At 70.0% G+C, this 20,633-nt stretch carries 17 protein-coding genes; 9 read left to right on the top strand and 8 right to left on the bottom strand.

Translation table 11 applies throughout. The features are described 5' to 3' along the window. Positions 1–25: 25 nt before the first annotated feature. Both BN1197_RS09255 and BN1197_RS09260 read left to right on the top strand, forming a co-directional pair. Positions 26–1,108: a helix-turn-helix domain-containing protein gene (locus tag BN1197_RS09255; RefSeq protein ID WP_040158618.1), complete on the top strand. Its 1,083-nt coding sequence runs from the start codon at positions 26–28 to the stop codon at positions 1,106–1,108. Continuing rightward, positions 1,105–1,632, top strand: coding sequence for a PIN domain-containing protein (locus BN1197_RS09260; protein ID WP_052466338.1), 528 nt, complete (start codon positions 1,105–1,107; stop codon positions 1,630–1,632). Before BN1197_RS09255 ends, BN1197_RS09260 begins: the two co-directional genes overlap by 4 nt. 18 nt (positions 1,633–1,650) lie before the next feature. Here BN1197_RS09260 and BN1197_RS09265 read toward each other — a convergent pair whose 3' ends face one another. The 7 genes from BN1197_RS09265 to BN1197_RS09295 form a co-directional block, all read right to left on the bottom strand. After that, positions 1,651–4,176: an excinuclease ABC subunit UvrA gene (locus tag BN1197_RS09265; RefSeq protein WP_040158620.1), complete on the bottom strand. Its 2,526-nt coding sequence runs from the start codon at positions 4,174–4,176 to the stop codon at positions 1,651–1,653. Between the two features lie 9 nt (positions 4,177–4,185). Next, on the bottom strand, positions 4,186–4,602 hold the full coding sequence (locus BN1197_RS09270) for a DUF4186 domain-containing protein (protein ID WP_245851869.1): 417 nt from the start codon (positions 4,600–4,602) through the stop codon (positions 4,186–4,188). A gap of 138 nt (positions 4,603–4,740) precedes the next feature. Then, positions 4,741–5,406, bottom strand: a complete 666-nt coding sequence (locus BN1197_RS09275; protein ID WP_040158976.1) for a hypothetical protein — start codon at positions 5,404–5,406, stop codon at positions 4,741–4,743. An 84-nt stretch (positions 5,407–5,490) separates the two neighbouring features. Further along, positions 5,491–6,336, bottom strand: coding sequence for a DMT family transporter (locus BN1197_RS09280; RefSeq protein ID WP_052466340.1), 846 nt, complete (start codon positions 6,334–6,336; stop codon positions 5,491–5,493). A gap of 206 nt (positions 6,337–6,542) precedes the next feature. Then, positions 6,543–7,796, bottom strand: a complete 1,254-nt coding sequence (locus BN1197_RS09285) for an ATP-grasp domain-containing protein (protein ID WP_040158626.1) — start codon at positions 7,794–7,796, stop codon at positions 6,543–6,545. Between the two features lie 20 nt (positions 7,797–7,816). Further along, the gene (locus BN1197_RS09290) at positions 7,817–8,563 is read right to left on the bottom strand and encodes an esterase family protein (protein ID WP_040158628.1); all 747 of its coding nucleotides are present in this window, start codon (positions 8,561–8,563) and stop codon (positions 7,817–7,819) included. Positions 8,564–8,574: 11 nt separating this feature from the next. Next, on the bottom strand, positions 8,575–9,639 hold the full coding sequence (locus BN1197_RS09295) for an alpha/beta hydrolase (protein WP_040158981.1): 1,065 nt from the start codon (positions 9,637–9,639) through the stop codon (positions 8,575–8,577). Positions 9,640–9,758: 119 nt separating this feature from the next. On the opposite strand from BN1197_RS09295, the gene BN1197_RS09300 reads away from it, so the two are divergent. The 7 genes from BN1197_RS09300 (at position 9,759) to BN1197_RS18020 (ending at position 18,940) form a co-directional block, all read left to right on the top strand. Beyond that, positions 9,759–10,262 carry an ASCH domain-containing protein gene (locus BN1197_RS09300; RefSeq protein WP_052466345.1) on the top strand — a complete coding sequence of 168 codons (504 nt, stop codon included), beginning with the start codon at positions 9,759–9,761 and terminating at the stop codon, positions 10,260–10,262. A 46-nt stretch (positions 10,263–10,308) separates the two neighbouring features. Then, positions 10,309–11,283, top strand: coding sequence for a bifunctional riboflavin kinase/FAD synthetase (locus BN1197_RS09305; RefSeq protein WP_040158630.1), 975 nt, complete (start codon positions 10,309–10,311; stop codon positions 11,281–11,283). A 219-nt stretch (positions 11,284–11,502) separates the two neighbouring features. Continuing rightward, a complete protein-coding gene (locus BN1197_RS09310) occupies positions 11,503–13,359 on the top strand; it encodes an AMP-dependent synthetase/ligase (RefSeq protein ID WP_040158988.1) in 1,857 nt (618 codons plus the stop codon). A 72-nt stretch (positions 13,360–13,431) separates the two neighbouring features. Continuing rightward, positions 13,432–13,977 carry a DUF4442 domain-containing protein gene (locus BN1197_RS09315; RefSeq protein WP_245851870.1) on the top strand — a complete coding sequence of 182 codons (546 nt, stop codon included), beginning with the start codon at positions 13,432–13,434 and terminating at the stop codon, positions 13,975–13,977. Between the two features lie 227 nt (positions 13,978–14,204). Continuing rightward, positions 14,205–16,205, top strand: coding sequence for a TIGR03960 family B12-binding radical SAM protein (locus tag BN1197_RS09320; RefSeq protein ID WP_040158632.1), 2,001 nt, complete (start codon positions 14,205–14,207; stop codon positions 16,203–16,205). Positions 16,206–16,587: 382 nt separating this feature from the next. Beyond that, positions 16,588–18,645, top strand: coding sequence for an esterase-like activity of phytase family protein (locus BN1197_RS18015; protein ID WP_217991180.1), 2,058 nt, complete (start codon positions 16,588–16,590; stop codon positions 18,643–18,645). After that, positions 18,635–18,940, top strand: coding sequence for an esterase-like activity of phytase family protein (locus BN1197_RS18020; RefSeq protein WP_217991186.1), 306 nt, complete (start codon positions 18,635–18,637; stop codon positions 18,938–18,940). Before BN1197_RS18015 ends, BN1197_RS18020 begins: the two co-directional genes overlap by 11 nt. 102 nt (positions 18,941–19,042) lie before the next feature. Here the strand turns inward: BN1197_RS18020 and BN1197_RS09330 are convergent, their stop codons facing one another. Further along, a complete protein-coding gene (locus BN1197_RS09330; protein ID WP_082043756.1) occupies positions 19,043–20,542 on the bottom strand; it encodes an alanine/glycine:cation symporter family protein in 1,500 nt (499 codons plus the stop codon). Positions 20,543–20,633 lie beyond the last annotated feature (91 nt).

A 20,633-nucleotide genomic window follows, 5' to 3' on the forward strand; every position in this document is an offset into this window, starting at 1 on the left:
GGGCTTCTGTGTGAAAATCACACACATGGCCACGTTGACGGAGTGGGCGCCGCTCGGCGCGCGCGTCCAGCAGGCGCGCTTGGGCCGCTCGCTGTCACAGGAAGAGCTGGGCAAGCGGCTGGGGATCGACCGTTCTGCGGTAGTGCGCATCGAGGCGGGTAGCCGCAAAATCAGCGTCCTGGAGATGCTGGCGATCGCCGAGGCATTGGCTGTTCCGATGGCGTGGCTGGTCGAAGAGCCCACCCCGGCGGTCGCGTCGCATCGTGCCGCTCTTGATGAGAAGGCAACGGCGGCAGAGGCTCAGGCGTTCAGCGCCGAGGTCGCCCTGGACCGGGCCGCCCGAGACGCCGAACTGCTCCGCCGAGCCGGTGCACTCAGCCCCGCGCGGAACGTTCCTCCGGTCCACGTGCGCGAGGCCGTCGACGCGCAGCGCTCTGCACTCGACATCCGTGCCCACCTGGGTTTGGGCAAGCAACCGTTGCCCGGCATGTGCGATGTCGCTGCGGATCTCGGCCTGCACGTCTCCGTGACTACGGAGGAGGTCGATGGAGCCAGCCTGCGGATCGAGCCGGGGCTGGGCGTCGCGATCATCGGTGCGCATCTCGACCCCGGGCGTCGCCGAATGACGGCAGCTCATGAGATCGGCCACCACGTCATCGGAGACGAATACTCCGCCGACATCGGTGTCGCGTCGTCGCGAGACGAGCGGGAAGCGGCCATCGACGCCTTCGCCCACGAGCTGTTGATCCCCACCGCGGTCGTCGCAACTGTCACGGGTGACACCCGCACCGTGCTCATCGAACTCGCTGCCAGGTATCGCGTCTCGTGGAGTGCAGTCGTCCGCACCGCGCAGCGTTCCGGTGTCATCGACGCCGACGAGGCGCAATCGCTGCTGGCCGACGTCCCGGTACGGGGGGAGATCGTGGCCGTCACAGGATCGATCGTGCCCGAAGACCTGACTCCCGGTTCCACGAGCAAGGCGTGGGCCAAGGCGGTCATGCAGGCGCTGCGAGACGGGGCCATCAGCAAAGATCGTGCGGTGGAGCTTCTCGGCGATCCCAGCCTGACTGTCGCCGACCTCCCCGATCCGGTGGACCACTCCTGGTGACGTCGACCTACTGCTGGGATGCGACGCTGCTCATCCATGCCGAACGTGCCGAGCGCCTCGATTCCCTCGGGACGTATCTGCCGGCTGTTCGCCACGTCGTCTGTGATGTCGTCGTCGCGGAACTCTGCGGGACGCCGTTGCCCGAATGGTTGGAAAAGGTGGCCATGGACGACGTGGACACACTGCGGGCATTCGTCCGGTGGCAGGGAGTCGTCGGGACCTCCGGAGGGAAGAACGCCGGTGAGGCGGCAGTCCTTGCGTGGTCGGAGATGCACGACGCGGTCGCGATCATCGACGACCGCAGCGCACGGTTCGCGGCGCGCACACGGGGCGCTCGGGTACATGGCTCTCTCTGGGCGCTGGCCCAGGGAATCAACGCCGGCCGATCACCCGCTCACGTCACCGGGAATTTCTGCGACGCGCTCCTCGACACCGGGATCCGCTGGCCGTTCGTCCGCGGCGGATTCCCGGATTGGGCCGACGAGCAACCCGGCCTCCTCACGCCGGACGATCGCGGGTCGTGAGGCGTTGATGCTCCGGTCTCAGACAGGCGAGTGCGTGAGGTGCCTGGCGAGGTAGCGCCCGGTGGATCCCGCGGGTTCGGCGGCGAGGCGTTCGGGCGTGGCGGCCTGGACGATCTCGCCGCCGGAGTCGCCTCCGCCGGGACCCATGTCGATGACGTCGTCGGCGTTGGCGATGAGGTCGAGGTCGTGCTCGATGACGACGACGGTCGCGCCGTGGGCGACGAGGCGGTCGAGCACCCCGACGAGGGTGCGCACGTCGAGCGGATGCAACCCGACGCTCGGTTCGTCGAAGACGAACAGCGTGTCCTTCTGACTCCGATCCATCTGCCCGGCGAGCTTGAGCCGCTGCGCTTCCCCACCCGAGAGAGCGGGCGTGTCCTCACCGAGCGTGAGATACCCCAGGCCGAGGTCGACGAGGGTCTGCAACCGCCGGCGCACCGGCCGCAGGTCGCCGACCACGTCGACGGCCTCCGCCACCGTCATCGCCAGCACGTCGGGCAGCGACACGTCGGCCTTGTCGTTCGACGACACCGGGCGTCGGATCGCCTGCGCCTGCGGCGCGAACCGGGTCCCACCGCACGCGGGGCAGTCGATGTCGACGTCGGGCAGGAACTGGACGTCGAGCGTGACCCGCCCCGTCCCGTCGCACCGCGGGCACCGCAGAGAACCGGTGTTGTACGAGAAGTCGCCGATGCCGAGACCCAGCTCCTTCGCCCGCGGCGTCGCGGCGAACGCGCGCCGCAGGTCGTCCATCACCCCGCTGTACGTCGCGACCGTCGAGCGGATGTTGACCCCGATCGGCGCGGCGTCGATCTCGTGCACCCGGCGGAACCCCTCCGCCTCGAGCTTCGCTACGTGAGCCGGCAGCGCCTCGCCCTCGATCCGCGCCCGCAGCGCCGGCACCAGCGACTCCAGCACGAGGGTCGTCTTGCCCGACCCCGAGGCGCCCGTGACGACGGTGAGCCGCTCGCGCGGGATCTCGACGTCGAGCGCCTTCACCGTGTGGATCGGCGTCGTCCGCAGGCGAATCCGCCCGTGGTCGAACAGCTCTGACTCCTCGGCGCGCTCGCGGACGACGATCTCCTCGCTCCCGTCGAGGAAGCCTGCCAGCCTTGAGTTCGGGTCGCGTTCGACCTCCTCGACGCTGCCCTGGGCGATGATGCGCCCGCCGTCCTGGCCCGACCCGGGCCCGATCTCGATGAGGTGGTCGGCCTCGCGGAGCACCTGCACGTCGTGATCGACGACGACGACCGAGTTGCCGTCGGCGAGCAGGTCGTCGAGCAGCCCGAGGAGTCCGTCGATGTTCGACGGGTGCATGCCGATGCTCGGCTCGTCGAGCACGTAGAGCACACCCGTCGTCCGATTGCGGACGGCCCGCGCGAGCTGGACCCGCTGCCGCTCCCCGGTCGAGAGCGTCGACCCTGCCCGGTCGAGCGCGAGATAGCCGAGGCCCAGGTCGACGAGTCGGGCCGCCATGCCGAGCAGCTGGTCGACCATCGACTTCGCCATCGGATGCATGTCGTCGGGCAGGTGCGCGAACACCGTCGGCGCCCACGCGACGACCTCGTCGAGGGTGAGCGCGGTGACGTCGGCGAGATTCTGCTCCCCGATGCGCGGCGTCCGCGCGCGCTCGTTCAGGCGCGTGCCGCCGCAGTCGGGGCAGACCTTCTCGACGAGGAACCGGCTCACCCGCGCGAGCCGCTTCTCGTCCTTGGCCCGCTCGAGCTCTTTGGTCACGGTGAGGCGGGCGTTGCGAAACGTGAAGTCGATCCAGTGCACGCCCTTGCTCGTCGTGATGCTGATGTGCTTCTTCTCCTCGGGGCCCGCGAGGACGATCTCGCGCTCGTCGTCGGTGAGCTCCGACCACGGCACGTCGGTGCGCACCCCGAACTCGCGGGCGATGTCGGGCTGCACCCGGAACCCGAACATCTGCCACGGCGTGACCGCGCCCTCCTCGAGGGTCTTCGACGGGTCGGGCACGAGCGTCGCGTCGTCGACCTCGCGGACGATGCCCGTGCCCTGACACGTCGGGCACGCCCCCTGGGAGTTGAACGCGAGCTCCTCCGCCTCGGGCGGGTGCACCCTGGCCCCGCACTCGGGGCAGAAGATCGGCACCTCCGCTGCGACGTCGATCGTCGGGGCGAGGCGGTGTCCGTTGGGGCAGACGTGCGAGGCGAGCCGCGAGAACATCAACCGGATGACGTTGAGCAGCTCGGTCGACGTGCCGAACGTCGAGCGCACGCCCGGCACCCCGGGCCGCTGCCGCAGCGCGAGCGCCGACGGCACGTGGGTGACGCTGTCGACGTCGGCCCGCGGAGCCTGCGCCATCCTTCGCCGCGTGTACGTCGAGAGTGCCTCGACGTAGCGGCGCGACCCCTCCGCGTACAGCACGCCGAGCGCGAGCGACGACTTGCCCGACCCGGAGACGCCCGCGATCGCGACGAGCTTGCCGAGCGGCACGTCGACGTCGATGTCCGCCAGGTTGTGAACCCGGGCGCCACGAACCTCGATGTCGGTCGGGCCGGCCACGTTCTTCCTCGTCATCGCCTCACGCTAGCCAGACCGCCGCGGCTGCGGCACGTCGTCGATCGGTGCGGAATCCCGCCGTTCGTACTCGAGCTCGATCCACCGGCAGATGACGTCGACGACGTACTCCCGCTCGCGCGCGCCGAGCTCGTGGCCCTTGGTGATGCCGTGATTGCGGTGCAGGCAGGTGCGGCAGCACGTGCCCGTGGCGTGCTGCGCGCGGAACACCGGATGCCCGCCCCACGGCGTCTGCTTGCCGTCCTTCGCCGGAGAGGCGGGGGCGAGCCGGGCGTCGATGAAGCCGGTCGCGTGCTCGCGCACGGTCGGCAGCCCCTTGCGCGCCACGTACTCGAGTTCGGGCCGGCGCAGGTGGAACTTCGCGCGGAACGGTTGCCGCGTGATCACCGCCAGCCGGGCGTCGAGTCTCTCGTCCTCCATGCTCATGCCCGGGAGACTAGACGCCGGGTCCGACAACCCTCGGCGTCCGCGCCCGAGGCCGGGGCGACCCGAGGGAAAGGACGCGAACCCCCGTGATCCGCAACGGAATCCGACGCGCACGCCTGCGCGGTCGCCGCCCTCCGATCACTGCCCGGCGAGCTTCTTCGCCTCGTTCTCGATGTCGGCGTCGGTTGCCGAGGGCAGGTCGATCTTGCCCTCGGCGATGACGTACGTGGCCACCACGGGGTGGTGTTCCTGGAGGTACTGGTTGAACTGCGCGGTCGCGTTCGAGCTGCCGGTGCCGTGACCGAGCAGGACGAAGCGTCGCTCGAAGTAGTCCTTCTTCAACGTCGCCGCGAGGTCGTCGAAGAAGCGCCTCAGGTCGTGCTCGTCGTCGCGGCCCGTCTTTCTTTCGACCGTGCGCAGGTGATGGCCGCGGGAATCCGGGTTCTTCTCGTGCTCGTGGGTGTCGACCTCGACGTCGTGAGCGTTCAGGTCGAAGTCGCGAAAGCGCGCGTCCTCCGTGGTCACGGTGACGACGAGCAGGTGACCCGAGCCCTCGCTCTTCGTGGGACCGGTACGCAGCAGGCGCCGGGAGAGCTCGACGTCCTCGATGTCGACGCTGCCGTCGCGCGGGCGACGGAAGACCACGCGGTGACCGTGCATCTCGACCGCGAGCCGATCACCCGACTCGTTCTCGACCTCGTCGGCGAAGCTCTCCCACATGGTGGTGAACTCGTTCCAGTCGATGTCACGAGGAGCCGGGCTGGCGAGGATGCGTTCGCGGATCTTCTCCGGGCGGGTGGTCATGACGTCCTCCTTCACGGATCGGCGTTTCGGCGAGCCTAACGACGACGAACCGTTCCGGCATGGCGAGGACGGCGTGGGGCCGCGTCACATCCCGATGAGCACGATGGCTGCGCCCGCGAGGCCCATCCCGAGGGTCTGTACCCGGGTGAGTCGCTCGCCGAGCAGGAGGACGGCGAGGAGCACGGTCACCGCCGGGAACAGGGAGATGACGACGCTGCCGATCGACAACAGGCTCTGCTGCAGCGCGAGCAGCATCGTGAAGTGTGCGACGGCGTCGAGGACGCCGACGGTGACGGCGAAGCTTAGGGCGCGTCCGCGCGGGGGGAGGTGCAGGTCGTTGCGGGACGCGGCGATGGCGAGGATGAACAGCGTCGCCGTCCACCGGGCCGACACGAGCGGCATGAGCCCGGCGCTCTCCGGGATGCGGCTGGTGAACACGTAGCTCAGCGCGAACGCGAGGCCGGCGGTGAACGTCCACGCCGCGACGGTGCGGGTGAACGGGCGGGTCGCGGCCGTGTCGGCGTGGGGCGAGAGGCTGACGAGCACGACGGCGACGAGCGCGAGCCCGACGCCGCTGAGGGACGTCACGTGCGGCTTCTCCCCGAGGGCGAGTCCCACGACGAGCGGAATCGCCGAGCCCAGCAACGCCGTGATCGGGGAGATGATGCTCACCGGCCCGACCGCCAGGGCCAGGAAGAACGTCCATGCCGCGACGGCCATGGCGATGCCCGCCGCGGCGCCCCACAAGAGCGGTTCCAGCGGGCTCGTCCCGCCCACACCGAGCGCGACGAGGGTCATCAGCACAGCCGAGATCGGGTACGAGACGACGAGCACCCGCAGCGCCGCCGCGCGTCGTGAGGCCAAGCCCCCGAAGAAGTCGCTGACGCCGTACGCGACGGCCGAACTCAACGCCAGGACCAGGGGACCCACGAGCTCACCACTTCCTCAGACTGCTCACGATTCCTCGCGCTCGGATGCGCCCGCAGCGTACGCGCCGGGAGCCACGGCGCCCTGACCCGTCTCACCCGTCTCACCCGTCCGCCCGGAGCCGCCGGTGCCCCTCGCCGGCCTCCGGGCGGCGGGACGTCACCCGTCGTGGCGAGCGCCGTCCCTCGCGTCCGGCCGCCGAGAGCGACTCAACTCCGTCCGAGCACCGAGTGCTGGTCGTCGGCCCAGAGGTCGACGAGCCCGCCGAAGTGGGCGAGGAACTGTTCGTGCTCGTGGGCGGGGTAGGTGGCGACGACGGTCTCGCGCAGGAGTCTGGCGAACTCGGGGCCGGTGACCCACTCGTGCACGGCTTCGGGCAGGTGGCTGAGGTGCGTGTTGCACCACTCCCAGTAGCGGGCCGAGTCGAGGTGGGTGTCGGCGAGCTTGAGGTAGGCCGCGATCTTGGCGTCGTAGTCGAGCTCCCGGTCGTCGGCGATGTCGAAGTAGCGACGGGTCTCGAGGTCGACGGCGCCGCGCCGGCCGGTGACGACGCAGTACGCCGACCAGCGCACGAGCGCCGTGATCGCCCACGGGAAGTAGTAGTGCAGGCTCGTGACCGCCACGTCGGGGCAGGCGTTGGCGTAGTCGATGGGGTAGACCTCGTTGCCGGTGACGAGCATCTCGGCCGAGTTGAACTCCCACCCGAAGAAGGCGTTGACGATGCGGCTGATCGCCGCCACCTCATAGCCCGCCTTGTCGGAGAGGAACCGGTGATTGACCTGGTACCGGTTGTGCATGGGCTGGTCGGGATGGAAGTCCATGACCATCGTCTCGGGCCCGATCGACAGCGCGCGGGCGAAGTGCTCGTAGTCGACGGTGGCCTGCAGATGCATGAGCATCTCCCCGGATTCGTCGTAGGCGCGGTGCAGGTCGGCGGGGGAGTCGATGCGCGAGACGCCGCGCCAGCCGCCGCCGTCGAACGGCTTCATGTACAGCGGGTAGCCGAGGTCCTCGGCGATGGCGCCGAGGTCGAACTGCTGGTTGTACCGCTTGGAGGTGTAGGCCCAGCGGACGTTGTCGACGGGGTTCTTGTAGGGCACGAGCACGGTGCGCGGCACCTTGAGGCCGAGGCGCACCATCGCGCAGTAGGCGCTGTGCTTCTCCATCGACTGGAACGTGAAGGGGCTGTTGAGCAGGTAGGTGTCGTCGGTGAGTGCGGCCTTCTTGAGCCATTCGCGCGGGTGGTAGTACCAGTGGGCGAGCCGGTCGATGACGAGATCGGAGCCGACGGGGTCGGTGAGCTCGAACGGCTCGATCGTCAGTCGTTCGCTCCGGAGTCGGTGGGTGATGCCGTCGGCGTCGGTGATCGGGCCGACGCGGCGCAGGATCGCCTCGAACGCCTGCGGCCAGTCGGTCTCGGCGCCGAGTAGGAGCCCGATGAGGTGGGTGCGGTCGAGCGGCATGGCGTTCTCCTCGTGGCAGGTCAGCAGAAGCGGGAGAGGTGGTGGACGATCTGTACCCGCCACCAGTCCCAGTCGTGGGCGACGTCGTGGCCCCAGACGTCGAGTTCGTGGGGGAGTCCGCGTTCGGCGAGGATCCCCGCCATGCGGTGCGCGGCCTCGATCGAGCGGGTGGGGTGGGTCTCCCACGCGCCTTGGCCGACGTTGATCACGGCGTACATCCGCGAGCGCAGCCAGTTCAGGTGATCGCCGTGCAGGTGGGGCACGTAATCGCACGGGTTGGTGAAGTAGGCGGCCTCGCCGCGTTCGCCCCAGGCGTGCCAGGTCGAGGGGTCGTAGTTGCCGGAGAGGCAGATCGCGAGGGGGAACAGGTCGGCGCGGCGGAGCGTGAACTGCAGCGCGTGGTAGGCGCCGAGGCTGCAACCGGTCGTGACGATGTCGGCCGCTCCGGGGGAGTCGGCGCCGATCCACGGCACGACCGCGCCGAGCACCCATGCCTCATAGGTCTGGTGCGCGCGGGCACGATCCTCCAGGGACAGCGAGCGATTCGACCACGACGCGTCGTCGGCGGAGTCGACGCAGTAGAGCTTGATGCGGCCGGCGTCGATGAGCGGAGCGAGCGCGTCGACCATCCCGTTGTTCTCGTAGTCCCAGGCCCGGCCCTGCTCGCTGGGGAACACGAGCACAGGACGTCCCCAGTGCCCGTAGCGGATCAGCGCGCCGCGGCGTCCGAGGCCGGGATTGTCGAGCTCGACGTGGACACGCTCCATCGCGGTCTCCTTCAGCCCCAGGTGCGGTGCACGAGCTCGGTGAGGTGGGGGTCGAGCAGGTCACGCCAGCACGAGTAGTTGTGACCGTCGCGCACGCAGCCCCACGTGGCGGGCACGCCGCGACGCCGTAGCGATTCGAGCACGAGGGCGTTGTTCGCGAGGTTCTCCTCACCGGTTCCGCACACGACGGCGATCTCGCCGAGCCCGACGGGGCCGGTCTCGTCTCGGCGGCCGGTGACGGCCGCCGTGAATCCCGTGATGCGGTCCCAGTGCGCGAAGTCGTGCATGTGGGGGTCGGTGCCCGGCGTGAAGTACGACCCCGACGCGAGCCACATCCCGCCGAACAGACCGGGGTGGCGCCACTGGGCGTGCAGGGCGGCGAGCCCACCGAGGCTGGCGCCCAGCGCGATCGGGGGCGCGCTGCTGTGCCACCGCTGGCTGAGGATCTCGATCGTGCGCACGAGCTGGTCGGCGTAGGCGTCGTTCGCGGAGTACCGCCCGTCCCGCTCGTGACCCGGAGCGAGGAGCACCACGCGCAGCCTGGGCAGACGACCACGGGCGATGAGCGCCCCCGCGTACTGCGTCAACCCGGCCAGTGCCGCCATCTCCGGGCCGTCGTGCGCGACGAGCATCGGCAGATCGTCGCCAGGGGCGGAATCCGCCGGCGACCACACCTGCGCCTCGACGTCACCGATCGGTGTGTCCGACATTCCCCACCACTCGTGGTGATGCGGGACGCCGCGGACGGTCAGCCAGGAGGGCTGGTGATAACCGGGCAGCGGCACCCACGAGTGATCGCCGAACGCCGTCGGGACCCGGCGCGGGTTCGAGGGGTCCGGGCCCATCGCCGTGTGGCCGTCACCGTCGGTGACCTCGAGTAGGTACTCGAGCCGGTCGAGATCGGGGACGCGCTGTTCGAGCAGCCAGCCATCGTCGACTCGCGCGAACTCCCGCTCCAACGGGAGCGTGAGATGCGTCCACAGACTCACGCGCTCGGCGTGCTCCAGCCCGGCGACTCGCAGAACGAGCCGGCCGTTCTCGATGTGGGGCAACGCGGCCCGTCGACGTGGGGGCACTCGCGCAGCGTAGAACACGTGACCCATCTCACGGGGCCGGGTCTCACGGGGGACATCGCGACGCGGGCGCGGGGACGTCGCTGCGGTCGCGGTCTGCGAAGCCTCATTACGCTGCAGGGATGAACGACGAACCGATGCAGGGCAGGGACGCCGAGATCGAGGCGTTCTGGATCGATGCGCGAATCCGCGCCGGGGTCAACCGGATCGCCGTCGTGACCGGCCCGTCTCCGGCCGATTCCGTCGTTCCGCCCGCCTGGTCCTTCGGCGCCACCCCGCAGCAGGCCGACCGGCTCCTCGACCTCGTGCTCGACGGGGTCAAGACGGCGACCGCGAGCGCGTTGTGCGACTACGAGACGGACGACGACCCACTGCCCGAACCCGGAGAACTGTCGATCGTCCTCGACGGCGCCGGCCACCCCCGTGCGCTCCTCGCGACGACCGATGTGCGCGTCGTCCCCTTCGACGAGGTCGACGCCGACCATGCCGCCGCCGAGGGGGAGGGCGATCGCACCCTCGCCTACTGGCGGCGGGAGCACGAACGCTTCTTTCGCGAGCATTCCTCCGGCGGTTTCGACCCCCGTATGCCGGTCGTTCTCGAACACTTCGAGCGTCTCGTGCCCTGATCCGAGACGCTCCGGCGGCCGGCCGGGGCACCGTTACAGTGGCCGGGTGCAGCGATGGAGAAGCCCGCAAGAGATCCCCGACGACTTCGGGCGCACCGTCGTCACCCTCGGCAATTTCGACGGGGTCCACCGTGGTCACGCGGCGGTGCTCGACGAGGTCGTCGAGCAGGCGCACGAGCGTGGTGCGCGGGCGGTGGCCGTGACGTTCGATCCGCATCCGCTCGCCGTGCTGCGGCCCGAGGCCGCGCCCGAGCTCATCACCTCCACGCCGCAACGGCTCGAACTGCTCGAGGAGTCGCGTCTCGACGGCGTGCTGCTCATGGAGTTCACCACCGAGCTCGCGTCGTGGAGCCCTGAGCGGTTCGTCGCCGAGGTGTTCGTCGACGCGCTGCGCGCGTGTTGCGTCGTCGTCGGCGCCGACACCCGGTTCGGAGCCAAGAACTCCGGTGACACCACGACCCTGCGTGAGCTGGGCAAGGAGCACGGTTTCGACGTCGTCACCGTCGAGGACGTCGGCGAGGCCGCTCGCGCTCGCGAGGCGGGGACGGCGCGGTGGTCGTCCACGCAGGTGCGCAAGCTGCTCGCCGAGGGGGAGGTGGCGCACGCCGCCGAGCTGCTCGGGCGTCCGCACGCGGTCGGCGGAGTGGTCGTCCACGGTGAGCACCGCGGCCGCGAGATCGGGTACCCCACGGCCAACCTCGCCCAGGACAGCGACGGGCTCGTCCCCGCCGACGGCGTCTACGCCGGTCGGCTCGTGCGGCCCACGCTCGCGGAGGACGACCCCGATCGCGTTCTCCCCGCGGCGATCTCGGTGGGCACGAACCCCACGTTCGACGGTGTTCAGCGCACGGTCGAGGCCTACGTGCTCGACCGCGACGATCTCGACCTGTACGACGAGCGGGTCGTCGTCGAGTTCGTCGAGCACCTGCGCCCCACGCTGCGCTTCGACTCCGTCGACGAGCTCGTCGCCCGCATGGCCGACGACGTCGCCCGCGCGCGAGAGATCCTCGCCGCCGGCTGAGGTTCGGTGTCCATGGCCGCGGCATTCCGCCGCGTCCGCGCATCTCGTCCGCGAGCGGACACGCGTGACGGAATCCCGTCAGCACGCGGTGACTCGTCGGTAAGTTTGTGCCGCGTCGGTCTTCCCGCAGGTCGCGAGTGTTGGCACAATCGAGCCAGTCCACGACGACGTGGACCCGAGAGGCGCCGACCGCGCCGGGGAGGAGGCCGCGTGGCCGTCATGAACGCGAGGGACGAGCACGTGGACTGGGCGATTCTCGAGTCCCGCCCCGCCTCCTGTGCCCACCTGTTGCGCGGTCGAGTGGAGGCGAGCCCGAATGCCGAGGCCTATCAATACTTTCGGGGCGAGCAGCTCGAGCACGTCACGTGGCGCGAGGCCTGGAGCGAGTTCGAGGCGTGGGCCGCAGGGCTGGTCGACCTCGGTGTCGAGATGGGAGATCGGGTCGCGATCGTCTCGGCCACACGCAAGGAGTGGGTGTGGGCCAACTGGGGCATCATGCTCGCCGGCGCGGCCACGACCACGGTCTACGCGTCGAGCAACGCCGAGGCCGTCTCGTTCATCGTCACCGATTCCGGGTCTCGCGTCGTGTTCGCCGAGGACGTCGCCCAGGTGGAGAAGCTGCGGGTACGCCGACACGAGATGCCCGACGTGCTCGCGGTCGTCGTCTTCGACTCCGAATCCGACGGGCGCCGCGTCGAGTTCGACGACTGGGTGATCTCCCTCGACGACTTCGTCGCGCGGGGCCGGGCTCGTCTGGCCGCGGAGGCCGGGGTGATCGACGCGCGCATCGACGCGCTCACGCCGGAGTCACTCTCGACGATCATCTACACGTCCGGCACCACCGGTCACCCCAAGGGCGCCGAGCTCACCCACGACGCCCTGGTCTACGAGGGTGTCGCCGTCGAGGCGGTCGACCTGATCCGACCGGACGACCTGCAGTACCTGTGGCTGCCGCTCGCCCACGTCTTCGGCAACGTGCTGCTGATGATCGCGGTGGCCACCGGCTCGCCGACCTGCGTCGACGGCCGCATCGATCAGATCGTGCCCAACCTCGCCGTCGTCCGGCCCACGTGGATGGGCGCGGCACCCCGCATCTTCGAGAAGGCCTACGCCGCGGTCGAGGCCAACCTCGACGGCTCCGGCAAGGTCAAGGCGACGCTCGCCGCGTGGGCCTTCGCGGTCGGACGACGGATGGCTGCGGTCCGCGAGGAGGACGCGATGCCGAGCCCCGTGCTGCGGGCCCAGCACGCGCTCGCCGACCGGCTCGTGCTCGCCAAGGTCCGCGAGCGGTTCGGTGGGCGCGTCCGCTTCTTCATCTCCGGCTCCGCGCGACTCGATCCGGAACTGTCGTGGTGGTTCGCCACGGTCGGCATGCCGATCATCGAGGGCTACGGCCTCACCGAGACGTCGGCGGCGACCTGCGTCAACCGGCCCGCGGCCGGTCGGCATCGTCACGGCTCCGTGGGCTGGCCGTTGCCGGGCACCGAGGTGCGCATCGCCGACGACGGTGAGGTGCTCGTCAAGGGGCCGGGCGTCATGGCGCGCTACCACGGGCAGCCGGAGGCGACGAGCGAAGTCTTCACCGACGACGGGTTCTTTCGCACCGGCGACGTCGGCGAGGTCGACGACCGCGGGTTCGTGCGCATCACCGACCGCAAGAAGGACGTGTTCAAGACCTCCGGCGGTAAGTACATCTCGCCGGCGACCATCGAGTCGCGTTTCAAGGGGATCTGCCCGGTGGTGGGGCAGTTCGTCGTCGTCGGCAACGAGCGCAACTACGCCGCTGCGCTCGTCACCCTCGACCCGCAGGCGCTGGAGCAGTGGGCGGCCGAACACGGTCACGGTGGACGGGACTATGCCGATCTCGCGACCTCGCAGGAGGCCCGCGATCTCGTCCAGCACTACGTCGACGAGCTCAACGCCGGGCTCAACCAGTGGGAGACGATCAAGCGGTTCACGATCCTCGACCACGACCTCACCGTCGACTCCGGCGACCTCACGCCCAGCCTCAAGCTGCGCCGCCGCTCGGTGATCCGCAAGTACTCCGACACCGTCGACGCGTTGTACGAGGGGTGATCCGCGCGGCCTGCCGCCGGGTGTGCCCGGTGGCCGGCCGCGCGCCCGCGTCCGCCGACCGAAAGGCCACCCGTGCCCAAGCTTCCCGCCATCCCACCGGTGATCGCCGACCTCCCCGACGCGATCGGCGCGCGCATCCCCACCTGGCGCGAACTCGTCGACGACCCGGTGATGCTGCGTCGGGGCCTCAACATCTGGCCGCCGTTCCGGTTCGCGGGTATCCGCGTCGTGGAGATCGAACGCGGATTCCGGGGCGCGACGGTGGAGCTCAAGCTCACGCCGTTGTCGCGCAACTACGTCGGCACGCAGTACGGCGGCTCCCTGTTCTCGATGACCGACCCGTTCTGGATGATCCTCGTCGGCCACCGCCTCGGCCCCGACTACGTCGTGTGGGACAAGCGTGCCGAGATCGAGTTCGTCGCCCCCGGGCGCGGCGACGTGCGCACGACGTTCGCCGTGACCGACGAGCTCGTCGAGGAGTTGCGCGCGGCGGCCGAGGGCGGCAAGAAGGTGCTGCGGTGGCTCGAGAACGACATCGTCGACACCGCGGGCACCCTCGTCGCCAGGGTGCGCCGGCAGCTCTACGTCCGCCACACGGATCATTCGCGCGGGTACTGACCTCCCGGGACCTCGGACGGGACGGGCGTTCCGCCGCGGGTGATCCGAGATGGAAGACGGGATGGCGGCACAGGTGGGGTGGGCACCCCACTTTCGCCGCCACCCCATCTGCCACGACGGCCTGCGCCGCGACGTGTCGGAGGTGTCGTGTCTGAGATGCGACGTGTTCGATGGGCGCGAGGGCGGGCGCTTTGGGCTGCGGGTGAGGCTCACCTACCCTGGAACACATGTCCGGAGAGTCGAGATTCGCCGACCTGGAGGCCCTGCTGCCCCGGGTGAGCAAGCCGCTGCAGTACGTCGGCGGTGAACTGAACTCGCAGGTCAAGGACTGGGAGTGCGGTGGCGAGCATACCGTTCGCTGGGCCCTGATGTACCCCGACGCCTACGAGGTCGGGCTGCCCAATCAGGGCGTCATGATCCTCTACGAAGTGCTCAACGAGCAGCCCGTGGCCCTCGCCGAGCGCACGTACGCGGTGTGGCCCGACCTCGAAGAGCTCATGCGCGAGAACGAGGTTCCGCTGCTCACCGTCGACGGTCACCGCGCGGTGCGCGACTTCGACGTGTTCGGCCTGAGCTTTCCCACCGAGCTCAACTACACGAACATGCTGGCCGCCCTCGACCTCGCCGGCATCCCGATCCGTGCGGCCGAGCGCGGTGAGGGCGACCCGATCGTGCTCATCGGCGGTCACGCGAGCTTCAACCCCGAGCCGATCGCGCCGTTCGTCGACGCCGTCGTCGTCGGCGACGGGGAGGAGGCCGTTCTCACGGTCACCGCGATCATCCGCGAATGGAAGGCCGAGGGCCGCCCGGCGGGCGACGGGCTCACCCCGCGCGAGGAGTTGCTGCGCCGGCTCGCGGGCACCGGCGGGGTGTACGTCCCGGCGTTCTACGACGTCACCTACACCGACGACGGTGAGCTCGACGCCGTGGTGCCGGTTCCCGGGATCGAGGGGGTGCCGTGGCAGATCAGCAAGCACACGGTCATGGACCTCGACGCGTGGCCCTACCCCAAGCAGCCGCTCGTGCCGCTCGCCGAGTCGGTCCACGAACGGATGAGCGTCGAGATCTTCCGCGGCTGCACGCGTGGATGCCGGTTCTGCCAGGCGGGCATGATCACCCGGCCGGTGCGGGAACGGTCGATCACGGGCATCGGGGAGATGGTCGAGCGCGGTCTGCAGGCCACCGGGTACGAAGAGGTCGGGCTGCTGTCGCTGTCGAGCGCCGACCACTCCGAGATCGCCGACATCACCAAGGGACTCGCCGACCGCTACGAGGGCACCCAGACGGGTCTCTCGCTGCCGAGCACCCGCGTCGACGCGTTCAACATCGACCTCGCGAACGAGCTGGCCCGCAACGGCCGCAAGTCCGGACTCACGTTCGCGCCGGAGGGCGGCAGCGAGCGGCTGCGCAAGGTCATCAACAAGCAGGTCAGCGAGCAGGACCTCATCGACACCGTCGCCGCCGCGTTCGGGGCGGGCTGGCGCAACGTCAAGCTGTACTTCATGTGCGGCCTGCCGACCGAGACCGACGAGGACGTGCTCGGCATCGCCGACCTCGCCAAGGCCGTCATCGCGACCGGCCGTGAGGTGAGCGGCCGCAAGGACATCCGGTGCACGGTCTCCATCGGTGGGTTCGTGCCCAAGCCGCACACCCCGTTCCAGTGGGCCGGGCAGCTCTCGGCCGACGACACCGACCGGCGACTCAAGCTGCTGCGCGACGAGATCCGCAGCGACCGGCGCTACGGCTCGAGCATCGGATTCCGTTACCACGACGGCGAACCCGGCATCGTCGAGGGCCTGCTGTCCCGCGGTGACCGACGGGTCGGCGACGTCATCGAGGCCGTGTGGCGCGACGGTGGCCGGTTCGACGGGTGGAGCGAGCACTTCTCGTACGAGCGGTGGATGCGCTGCGCAGACGAGGTCTTCTCGCGGATGAACGACGAGCACGGGTGGCAGGTCGACGTCGACTGGTTCACCACCCGCGAGCGCGGCGAGCTCGAGACCCTGCCGTGGGACCACATCGACTCCGGACTCGACAAGGCGTGGCTCTGGGAGGACTGGCAGGCCTCGCTCGACGAGGAGGAGCAGCCCGACTGCCGGTGGGATCCGTGCTTCGACTGCGGGGTCTGCCCGCAGATGGGCACCGACATCGAGATCGGTCCGACGGGCAAGAAGCTCCTGCCACTCACCGTCCTCGGCTCCGGCCGCGAGGCGATGCTGCAGAAGTAGACCGCTCGGACAGGCGGTTTGGTCACGCGGAGTCGGGTGAAACCGCCTGTCTGAGCGCTGGGGGTGGCGGGTTGGCCCCCTGACTCCCCGGGACGTCCGCCTCTGAACGCCGGGGTTCGAACGCTCGGACAGGCGGTTTGGTCTTACGAAGCCGGTGAAACCGCCTGTTTGAGCGTGGGTCTGGCGGGCCGGCTCGCCTTGGGTCCTTCGGAGGTCTGGAGGGGACGCTCGGACAGGCGGTTTGGTGCCGCGTGGTCGGGTGGAACCGCCTGTTTGAGCGGATGTGCGACACCTCGTCGTGCGGCGGAGTTCTCCGGCGTGTCACTCGGTTGTCGTTCGGCGGGGATACCTTGCCGGGTCTGCCACCCGAGAAAGGCCCCTCATGTCCTTGCGACCGCGCCGTCCCCTGACCATCCTGACCGCCGCAGCCCTGACGCTCGCCGGTGTTCCCGCCGCGCACGCCACGAACGGGCACGACGGCCAGACCCGGCCCGGGGGCCACGGCCGGGCGGGGGAGTCCTTCCACCGCCTCGCGACCTACCCGGTGTACGAGAACCTCCCCGCGGGCGTCGACCGCGCGAGTGAGACCGTCGCCGAGATCTCGGCGGCGAGTCCCGACGGTCGCACCGTGGTCTACACCGACGCGCCCGGCGGGCGGATCGGGTTCCTCGACGTCTCCAACCCGGCACGCCCGGTCGGCACGGGCGTCATCGACCTGCGCGCGGGTGGGGAGAAGGAGGTCGAGCCGACGTCGGTGGCCATCAAGGGCGATCACGTCCTCGTCGTGGTGAACACGAGCGAGTCCTTCACGGAGCCGTCCGGGCGCCTCGACGTGTACCGCCTGTCCGACCGCAGGAAGGTGCGCAGCATCGACCTCGGCGGCCAACCCGACTCCATCGCCCTCGGCAGCGGCGCGCACGCCGATCTGGGTGCGGTCGCCATCGAGAACGAGCGCGACGAGGACGCGGCTCCCGCCGGCGGCAAGAAGGGCGACCTGCCCCAGATGCCCGCCGGATTCGTCCAGGTGCTCGACCTCGCCGGGGCGCCCGGCCGTTGGCGCGCGACGAAGGTGGCCCTGACCGGGGCAGATGGATCCGCGCTCGCGGCGTTGAAGGACGCCGGTCTCGACACCCCGGCCGACCCCGAACCCGAGTACGTCTCGATCAACTCTCGCGGCCAGCTCGCCGTGACCCTCCAGGAGAACAACGGCATCGCGCTCGTCGACCTGCGCACGAAGAAGCTGACCAAGGTCTTCTCCGCCGGGACGGCCACCGTCACGGGCGTCGACGTCGAGAAGGACGGACGCTTCGACGCGACCGGCACCGTCAGCGCGCCGCGTGAGCCCGACTCGATCGGCTGGGTCGACGACCGGTACCTCGCCACCGCCGACGAGGGCGACTGGAAGGGCGGCACGCGCGGCTGGACGATCTTCGACTCCCGGACCGGCAGGACGGTCTGGCAGGCGGGCAACAGCCTGGAGGAGATCTTCACCGCGCACGGCCTGCACGACGAGGGCCGCGCGGGCAAGAAGGGGGTCGAGCCGGAGGGCCTGGCCGTGGCGACGATGAACGGGCGCCGCTACGCCTTCGTCGGCTCCGAGCGGGGCAACGCGGTCGCCGTGTACGACCTGTCCCGCCCCACCTCGCCGCGCTTCCTCCAGCTCCTGCCGACGACGAACGGCCCGGAGGGGCTGCTGCCCATCCCGTCGCGCAACCTGTTCGTCACGTCCTCGGAGGTCGACGACGCCTCCGCGCAGGTGCGCGCCTCCGTCGCCGTGCACCGCCTCGAGCGCGGCCGTCCGGCCTTCCCGAGCATCGTGTCGGGCACGGACCGCTCCGGCCGGGCCATCGGCTGGGGCGCACTGTCGGGACTCACCTCGGTGGGCAAGGGCCGTCTTGCCGCAGTGAGCGACTCGGCGTATGCGACCGCGCGCATCTACGACGTCGACGCGCGCCGCTCCCCGGCGCGCATCACCGCGGTGACCGAGGTGAACGACGGGACCAAGCCGGTGGCGGGTCTCGACATCGAGGGCATCTCCGCCGTTCGTGGTGGCTACTGGCTGGCCTCCGAGGGGGCCAAGGGTGCGGACAACAAACTGGTGCGCGTCGATCGCTCCGGGCGGGTGTTGCGCGAGGTCGCGCTGCCGGTCGAGGTGACCCGGCACATCGGCAAGTGGGGCCTGGAGGGTGTGAGCGCCACCGGATCCGGGGGTGCGGGCGGCGAAGAGGTCGTCACGGTCGCGCTCCAGCGTCCGCTGTTCACGGACCCGGACAAGGCCACCGGTCTCGTCGACGGGCAGGGCGCCGGTGGTGGCCTGGCCCGCATCGGGCGTTACCACGTGGCCTCGGGCACCTGGACCTGGTACGGCTACCCGCTCGAGAAGACGTCCGCCCAGGGGCGACTGGGTCGGCCTGTCGGAGATCTCCCACGTGGCGGGTGACACCTACGCCGTCATCGAGCGGGACAAGCTCGCGGGCCCGGCCGCCGCCCTCAAGCGTGTCCACCTGGTCGACCTGCCCGCCAAGGGCGCCACGCACGGTCAGCAGGTACCCGTGCTGCGCAAGCGTCTCGGGGCCGACGTGTTGCCGGCGCTCCGCGCGAGCAACGGATGGACGCAGGAGAAACTCGAGGGACTGGCGTTCGACGGTCGCCGGACGGCCTACGCCGTCACCGACAACGACGCCCTCAAGGACGCCACCGGCGAGACGGTCTTCCTCAGGCAGCGGATCCGCTGACACCGACTGCCGGCGCGGATCGTGAGGCGACCCGCGCCGGCGGGGTCAGGTGTGGACGCGAGGCGAGTAGGAGCGATCACGTTCGTGCGTAAGGAGACGCGCTCACTCGTGCGGTGATCCGGAGACGCCGCGGGCGTGGCGGGAGTGCCACACCTCCCCGGGGATCTCACCGGGAAGGTGGGAGTTGCCGTCGAGGTCGAACACGGCCGTGTTCGGGTCGGGCTGAGCGTCGAAGTCGCGCAGGGCCGCGAAGGCATACTTGCCGAGCAGGGCCAGGGCCGCGAGGTTGACGATCGCCATCACCGACATCGCGACGTCGGCGAGCGACCACACGAGGGCGAGCTCCTGCATGGCGCCCCAGAACGTCGCGACGACGACGAGGACGCGCATCGCGATGGCGCCCGCCCTGCCGAAGCCGATGAAGTTCATGTTGACCTCGGCGTACGTGAAGTTGCCGAGGATGGAGCTGAACGCGAACACGAAGATGAGCACGGTCATCACCGGGACGACCCACGCGCCGAGTTCACTGGAGATCGCCGTGGTCGTCAGCGTGCCCGCGTCGGCCTTCTGCGTGACCCCCGGCGTGTAGATCTCTGGTGCGGCGAGCAGGATCATCACGGCGGTGGCGGTGCAGACGACGATCGTGTCGACGAACACCCCGGCGGACTGGATGAGGCCCTGGTTGACCGGGTGGGTCGTCGTCGCGGTCGCGGCCGCGTTGGGTGCCGAACCCATACCGGCCTCGTTGGAGAACATGCCTCGCTTGACCCCGTTGAGCATGGCCGCGATGACACCGCCCGCGGTACCCGCGAGGGCCTGGTCGAGTCCGAAGGCGCCCTTGATGATCGACATGAGGGCATCCGGCACGTGCGTGATGTGCGTGACCAGCACGAACACGGCGAGCAGGAAGTAGGCCAACGCCATCAGCGGCGCCATCCACTCGGTCACCCGCGCCACGGGCCTGATGCCGCCGAAGATGATGAGCGCCGTCACGATCGTGAGCCCGATGGCGATCGTCAGCGGGTCCCATCCCCACGCGTTGTGGAGCTGCGTCGCGATGGTGTTGGCCTGCACGCCGTTGAACGAGAAGCCGAACGTGAAGATCAGGCAGACCGCGAAGACGATGCCCCAGAAGCGCGAGCCCAGGCCACGCTGGATGTAGTAGGCCGGGCCGCCTCGAAAGGTGCCGTCGTGGTGGGGGACCTTGTAGAGCTGCGCGAGCGTGGCCTCGCTGAACGCGGTCGCCATGCCGAGCAGCGCCATGAGCCACATCCAGAAGATGGCGCCCGGGCCGCCGAGGGTCAGCGCGATGGCCACACCGACGATGTTGCCGGTGCCGACACGGGAGGCCAGGCTGATCGCGAACGCCTGGAACGGCGAGATGCCCTGCCCGTCGGTCTTCCGCGAGGATCCGATGACCTTGACCATCGCCCCGAACCGGCGGAACTGCACGAAGCGGGTGCCGAAGGAGAAGTAGATGCCCGCGAGGAGCAGCGCCACGATGAGGACCCACGTGAGCTTGTCGTTGGTCCAGTCGATGGCGGCTTGCGCGGGGCCGACGCTGTCGGCGGCCAGGACTGAGAACGTTGTGAGAGAAACCATGGGGACGTGCCCGCCTGTCGGGGCCGAGGGGCCGGCTGATGCGACCGCGGTCGCGGCCGGAAAGCAGGATAGGGCCATCCGGGGCCCGTCA

This window comes from Mobilicoccus massiliensis (assembly GCF_000826525.2).
In the GTDB taxonomy this organism is placed as follows: Bacteria; Actinomycetota; Actinomycetes; order Actinomycetales; family Dermatophilaceae; genus Mobilicoccus; species Mobilicoccus massiliensis.

Coding starts and splice junctions, on each gene's coding strand:
- BN1197_RS09255 (WP_040158618.1), top strand. CDS start 26: ATGGCCACGTTGACGGAGTGGGCGCCGCTCGGCGCGCGCGTCCAGCAG.
- BN1197_RS09265 (WP_040158620.1), bottom strand. CDS start 4,176: ATGACGAGGAAGAACGTGGCCGGCCCGACCGACATCGAGGTTCGTGGC.
- BN1197_RS09270 (WP_245851869.1), bottom strand. CDS start 4,602: ATGAGCATGGAGGACGAGAGACTCGACGCCCGGCTGGCGGTGATCACG.
- BN1197_RS09275 (WP_040158976.1), bottom strand. CDS start 5,406: ATGACCACCCGCCCGGAGAAGATCCGCGAACGCATCCTCGCCAGCCCG.
- BN1197_RS09285 (WP_040158626.1), bottom strand. CDS start 7,796: ATGCCGCTCGACCGCACCCACCTCATCGGGCTCCTACTCGGCGCCGAG.
- BN1197_RS09290 (WP_040158628.1), bottom strand. CDS start 8,563: ATGGAGCGTGTCCACGTCGAGCTCGACAATCCCGGCCTCGGACGCCGC.
- BN1197_RS09300 (WP_052466345.1), top strand. CDS start 9,759: ATGAACGACGAACCGATGCAGGGCAGGGACGCCGAGATCGAGGCGTTC.
- BN1197_RS09310 (WP_040158988.1), top strand. CDS start 11,503: ATGAACGCGAGGGACGAGCACGTGGACTGGGCGATTCTCGAGTCCCGC.
- BN1197_RS09320 (WP_040158632.1), top strand. CDS start 14,205: ATGTCCGGAGAGTCGAGATTCGCCGACCTGGAGGCCCTGCTGCCCCGG.
- BN1197_RS18015 (WP_217991180.1), top strand. CDS start 16,588: ATGTCCTTGCGACCGCGCCGTCCCCTGACCATCCTGACCGCCGCAGCC.
- BN1197_RS09330 (WP_082043756.1), bottom strand. CDS start 20,542: ATGGTTTCTCTCACAACGTTCTCAGTCCTGGCCGCCGACAGCGTCGGC.